We start from the raw sequence: 6104 nt of genomic DNA, 5'->3' as shown, positions 1-6104 counted from the left end.
GTCTGTGCCTGCGGATCAAGCGTCAGCACACGATTCAGGTACTTGGAGGTGTCCAGGACGACCGCGGCATTGCAGGTCTGCCCCGCCAGACTGGTACCGCCGCCACGCATCAGAATCGGCGCCTCATGGCGCCTGGCGATGGCAACCGTTTCCACTATGTCGTCGAGCGTACGCGGAATCACGACCCCTATCGGTACCTGCCGGTAGTTCGAGGCGTCCGTCGAATACAGCGCACGGCTGCCGGAATCGAAACGCACTTCGCCGCCGACCACGGTCTGCAAATCGGTGATCAAGGTCTCGGTAGCGGACTCCGTACCCGTCCAACCATCGGTTTGGAATTGCACATTCTCCATCGGGTTCCTCGTCGATCCGTTCATCAGTTCCCGCTTCGCGTGCGGGCAGAGCGCATTCTGAAGCATTTCCGCATGATCAGCCCAGTGCGAAAAACAGGCACCGGTCTTTAGATGCACTTGGTGGATCCCGGCCCGTAACGGTCTGACGACATTCGGATACCCGACGAGACCGACGCGCCCCACAGCAGCTGACCTAGGGCTGCGACTGGGCGCTTCAGTCGGCCGGTCAATCGACGCTCAATAACGAACGCTTGTTCGAACTGATGAACGGATGGGTCACCGACCGCGAAACCCGGCAGCGCATCCTGGTCGACAATCCAAGGGAGCTATACGACGCCTGAAGCGATCGTGTGCAGGATTCAAACTCTCTCGCCTGGATGCCGTCGCAGAATATCGACCACCTGCGCGTCGCTCACTTCCGAATCGGAAGGCGCTACACCCACCGCGGCTATCACACGCTCTGGCTTGCTGCGCCGCACACTGCGCAATGCGGCAAGCAACGTAGCGCCGGTCGCAACGCCATCGTCAACCACGATCACTACTCGCCCCTCAGCTGCGATCGGCGCCCGAACAGGCGTGTAGGAACCACGGCGCCGGCGCAGAACGTCCTGCTGCGCCGCCACCTCCGCCTTTATGTAGGCTGGGCTCAGGCTCAGAACCTGCGCTTCTGGGGTAAGTTCATGGTGTCCCGTTTCATCAACGGCGCCGATCGCGTATTCGGGGTTTCCAGGCGCGCCGAGCTTGCGTACCAGTACGACGTCCATCTCTCCATCCAGCCTATCGGCGAGCACCTCCCCCATAGGCACGCCACCACGCGGCACCGCCAATATCAGCGGATGAGTTCCACGATACGCCGCGAGCCGCTCGGCAAGGCACTCCGCCGCCTCCAACCTGTTCGCGAACATACTCATGCCTCCCACCGGACCAACGCCACAGCGCTTGCTGTCAACGCACTTCGCTCACGGCATCATCCGAAATCTCCAGGGGCAGCTCCCCGGCAGATGCGGGCCGGCCGAACAGATAACCCTGCTGCCTATGGCAGCCAAGGCGGAGCAGCGCGTCGCGTTGCTCCGGCGTTTCCACTCCTTCGGCCACAATCAGGATATCCATGCTCTCACCCAGCGTCAGGATCGTCCGTACGATCGCCTCGTCATCGGCGTCGGTCAACAGATCCCGCACGAAGGAGCAATCGATCTTGAGCTGATCCAGAGGCAAACGTTTGAGATAGCTCAGGGAGGAATACCCCGTACCGAAGTCATCGAGTGAAAACCGAATACCGTAGCGCTTGAGCGCCTCCATCTTGCCGATCATCGCTTCTACATCGTCCGCCAGCATACTTTCGGTAAGCTCCAGCTCCAATCGCTCGGGATTAGCCCCCGTTTCCTGCAGGATTTTCTGCACGCCTGCGACGAAATCAGCCTGGTGGAACTCCCGCGCACTGACATTCACGGCGACCACCAGATGCTCGCGGTCGGGATCACTCGCCCACTCTGCGAGCTGCATGCAGGCCGTTCGCAAAATCCAGCGCCCCAACGGCAGAATCTGCCCCGTCAGTTCCGCGACATGGATAAATACCGCCGGCGAAATCACCCCCTTCACGGGGTGCTTCCACCTGATCAGCGCTTCCGCTCCGACCACGCCACCCACGGCGTCGACCTGCGGCTGGTAATACAGCACGAACTGCTGGCGCTGCAATGCATCGTGCAATTCCGTTTCCAGTTCGGCGCGCGCCTCCAGCGACGCCTGCATCGCCGGATTGAAGAACTTGAGCAAATTGCGCCCCCTGGACTTGGCCTCGTACATCGCCATGTCGGCGCGCTTTAGCAGATCATCGATACTGTCGATCGCATCCGAGAACATCGCCGCGCCGATGCTGGCCGTTATGTTGTAAATATGGGCATTCAACTCGAAGGGTTGGCTGAAGGACCGCAACAGCTTGCGCGCCACAACCTCGATATTGCGATTGCAGACTTCGCGTTCTCTTCCGAGATTTTCCATCAGCAGAACGAACTCGTCCCCTCCCCAGCGGGCAAGCGTGTCGTTGTCACGCAGCTCTCGACTCAGCCTTGCCGCGACCTGCTGCAGGAGCACGTCGCCTTGCGCGTGGCCCAGCGTGTCGTTAAGTACCTTGAAGTTGTCCAAATCGATGAACAACACCGCCCCATCCAAACGACTGCGCGCATAACCGGCCAACGCGTGCTCGGCACGTTCCAACACCAGACTCCGATTCGGCAGATGCGTCAGCGGATCATAGAACGCCAGCTGGTGAATCTTTTCCTGACTCTGCTTCTGTTCGGTAAAGTCTGTGGAAATACCGCACAGCGCATATACCTGACCGTTTTCATCGTACAGCGGCTGCTTCACCGTCAGGTAGGAGCGCAGAAGATTGCCGTCGCGGCTGCGGTTTTCCTCCTCCAATGTCAGGCTGTGTGCTTGTTGCAGTACCCGCTGGTCGTAATCTCGGATACGCCGCGCCGACTCCGTGTCGAAAAACGCTTCATCGCTCTGCCCACGAATATCCTCGGGCGGGCGGCCGAACAGCTCCGCCACCTTGCGGTTGACGTACTGGTACTTCAGATCGAGATCCTTGATGTAGATATACGAATCGATGTTGTCGAGGATCAACGCCAGCTTCGACTCGCTGATCTGTAGGCTGCGCGTCTTTTCCGCAACCTCGCGACGTTGCATCAGCACTGCAGCCAACGCCAACAACAGCAGTCCCGTCATCGCACCCAGCCCCCACCACAACCAGACTGGTACGACCGTACGCTCCGGAGACACCTTCCAGCGCGCCAACGCCTGGTAGTACGGCGAACCGGGCCTCGCCTCCCATTGCTTCAAATGACGATCTATGGCCTTGAGCAGAGCGCTATTTCGCCCCTTGGCGGTAACAAAGAAAAGCTGCGTGGGCTGAAACAGGATCGGCGTGTTGGCAAGATCGTATCGGGCGGCCGCCATACCGCCGAAAAAGTTGTTCGCCGCCACCGCAGCCACTCGCCCGGACGCGGCCATGCGAAATCCCTTTGCCAGACTCTCGACCGGCACCAATCTGACGTTTCGAAGACCGAAACTGTGCATCATGTTGGCCAGATAGGTTTCCTGAACCGAACCGGCCAACACCGCAACACGCTTACCGGGAAGATCCCGGACAGAGGTCAGCGCGACCTGCTTGTTCCGATAGATTTCCGACCAGCTGTAAAGAGCAGGCACAGTGCCGAAACTCATGGTAGCCGTGCGCCTCTGGGTCAATGCCACATCAGGCATCAAATCGATCTTTCCAGCCCGCAGTAACCGTAGACATGACTGCCACTCGCAGACTACCGGTTCGAGTTTCCAGTCCTCCTCATAGGCGATCCGGCGCAACAGGTCACCGAAAATCCCCGAAACCTGATCATCCGCCAGGAAGATTTTTGGAGGATTCTGATAGACGCCGACCTTGACCACCCTCGCCTCCGACCATGCCTGCGGGCAGATCAGCGACACGATCAGCAGCAGGCAAACGGTCGACAAGCTACGCGCGCCCCCTTCTCTGCGGGGAAATCGGATTCCCCGCAACCGCACGCTTGCCCCGAAACAATGTCCGGACGGCCTCCCTTGAATGAGGTCGATGAACCTCATCGAGGCGAATTTCAGATATTCAAAGAACAGACCGCACGACCAACCGACCGCACGGAGGCCGACTCCATCCCGAACAACACATCGCCTGTGGTTCGTCCTGTTGTCCATAGCCTACACGTCCAGGATTCGAGATAAGCTAAACAAAACATGGGAACCGCTATTCTTCTCATCGCCTGCGAACATCGCGAAACACAGCATTCACACACAGAATATCAGGTTTTCACGTTATCGCATCATAACGCAAACACCATCAATTTCTGCTTTCACGCATTCGCCCCCATCTCGCCAAAACGAGACATGCTCAATACATCGACGGATGCGAGAGCAACGAGGCCCAGTGCCGAACGACGGGCCGGTAAACAAGCACCTTGCGACCCAGCAGACCGTCAATCCCATAGCCGCTTGAATCAGCGAATCAGTCAGGCCACCTCGTCTTTCATGCGCGTTTCGGCGCGACGCGGGGATCCAGGCGTTCGATGGCATCGGCCAAGCGGCACCGTCCGCTCACTCCTCGCAAGCATAGCCCAGCAGCGTCAAGCCTTCTTCGAGGTAATTCGCTACCAACGGAGTGGCCATGAGGTAATCCGCCGTTTGCAGCGTCAAACCGTCCTCTGCATCGGCATACGCCCCGTCCCAGTCCTCAACGTCGTAATCGCCACGCCCGAGCCACATCAAGGCAATCAAAGTCACCTGCTGATCCGGCTCAAGATCATCGATGACCGCCTTGACCTCCTGATAGTACGTATCGGATGCATATTCCTGCTGGAGCTCATCCAGCCACTCACTGTCCTGCAACGACACGTCATCCGAGGCGAAAGGTGTCTCTGCGGATTGGAATTCCTTCGCTCGGGCAATAATGAAACACACGGTCTGTGGATTGACATTCAACATGTCGCCCCCTTTTCAGCATCCATGTTGCCGTATCCGAAACGGTTTCCAAGGACACGCTGAACAACCGACCGCGGGGCAATCCACTACGTTGTCCCGCCTCATCTATCTATCGACTTGATACGTGCCGCACACCGAGCCCCTTGTACCTTAACCTTACGACTCGGGCCGGCCGCTCATGCATCCAGCGCACCTCTACCGCAAGCATAGGCCAGGCTGCGGGTACGCGTGCGCAATCTACGAAAAAAAGGCCGGCATGACTGCCGGCCCTTTCGCACGGGAGCGGAGCGCCGATCAGATCAGGCCGGCATCATTCAAACCGCGCAGGTACTCCCGGAACGGTTCGCTCAGCTCTTCATGCTTGAAAGCGTACTCGACCGTCGCCTTCAGATATCCCAGCTTGTCACCGCAATCATGGCGCTTTCCCTGCAATTCCCATCCGAGCACCCGTTCGTGCTCCAGCAAGGCGGCGATTGCATCCGTGAGTTGGATCTCTCCGCCGGCACCTTGTCCGGTCCGGCCGATCATGTCGAAAATTGCCGGCGTCAGAATATAGCGTCCCACCACGGCCACATTCGACGGAGCCTTTTCGCGCGGCGGCTTTTCCACCAACCCAGCCACGTCCCAAGTCGCCTCGGCAATCTGTTCACCGGCAACGACGCCATAGCGATGAATCTCTTCGATCGGCACCTTTTCGAGGCCAAGAACGCTGCAGCGCTGACGCTCGTACAAATCGACCATCTGCTTGAGACCGCCATCGGGGTCGGCGTCGATCAGATCATCGGCCAGAATCACTGCGAACGGTTCATCACCAACGACAGGGCGTGCACATGCAACGGCATGCCCCAAGCCCAGGGCCTCGGACTGGCGGATATAGACGACGCTCACATGAGACGGCAGAATCCCGCGCACCGTATTCAACAGTTCCGCCTTGCCCCGAGCCTCGAGTTCCGTTTCCAGTTCATAAGCCTTGTCGAAATGGTCCGGGATGGCCCGCTTATTCCGTCCCGTGACGAAAACAAGAACCTCGACGCCTGCCTTGACCGCTTCTTCGGCTGCGTATTGGACCAAAGGCTTATCGACGATCGGCAGCATCTCTTTCGGATTGGCCTTGGTCGCCGGCAGGAAACGAGTCCCCATTCCCGCAACAGGGAACACGGCCTTACGTATGGGTCTGGCGTGATCGGTCACAGTGCAATGACTCCTTAATGATTGGCAAACGGGCGGAAGGGGACGGCATGCCGT

5 protein-coding genes are annotated in these 6104 nt (G+C 58.8%); all 5 read right to left on the bottom strand.

What is annotated here, in order from left to right:
* A partial coding sequence (locus P8014_RS04215) for an FAD-binding protein (protein WP_337816055.1) occupies nucleotides 1-353 on the bottom strand: 353 nt, incomplete at its 3' end.
* A 359-nt stretch (nucleotides 354-712) separates the two neighbouring features.
* A complete protein-coding gene (locus P8014_RS04210; protein WP_337816054.1) occupies nucleotides 713-1264 on the bottom strand; it encodes a phosphoribosyltransferase family protein in 552 nt (183 codons plus the stop codon).
* 34 nt (nucleotides 1265-1298) lie between these two features.
* A complete protein-coding gene (locus P8014_RS04205) occupies nucleotides 1299-3863 on the bottom strand; it encodes an EAL domain-containing protein (protein ID WP_337816053.1) in 2565 nt (854 codons plus the stop codon).
* 612 nt (nucleotides 3864-4475) lie between these two features.
* Entirely contained in the window at nucleotides 4476-4862 is a 387-nt protein-coding gene (locus tag P8014_RS04200; protein WP_337816052.1) for a DUF3775 domain-containing protein, read from the bottom strand.
* A gap of 291 nt (nucleotides 4863-5153) precedes the next feature.
* On the bottom strand, nucleotides 5154-6050 hold the full coding sequence (gene galU / locus P8014_RS04195) for a UTP--glucose-1-phosphate uridylyltransferase GalU (protein ID WP_337816051.1): 897 nt from the start codon (nucleotides 6048-6050) through the stop codon (nucleotides 5154-5156).
* Nucleotides 6051-6104: the final 54 nt, after the last annotated feature.

Origin of the sequence: Acidihalobacter sp. (assembly GCF_037381185.1) — a bacterium.
GTDB lineage: Bacteria > Pseudomonadota > Gammaproteobacteria > DSM-5130 > Acidihalobacteraceae > Acidihalobacter_A.
This window is presented reverse-complemented; position numbering and strand designations above follow the sequence as displayed.

Excerpts from the sequence above, each read along its gene's own strand:
- P8014_RS04210 (WP_337816054.1), bottom strand. The coding sequence starts at position 1,264 with ATGAGTATGTTCGCGAACAGGTTGGAGGCGGCGGAGTGCCTTGCCGAG.
- P8014_RS04200 (WP_337816052.1), bottom strand. The coding sequence starts at position 4,862 with ATGTTGAATGTCAATCCACAGACCGTGTGTTTCATTATTGCCCGAGCG.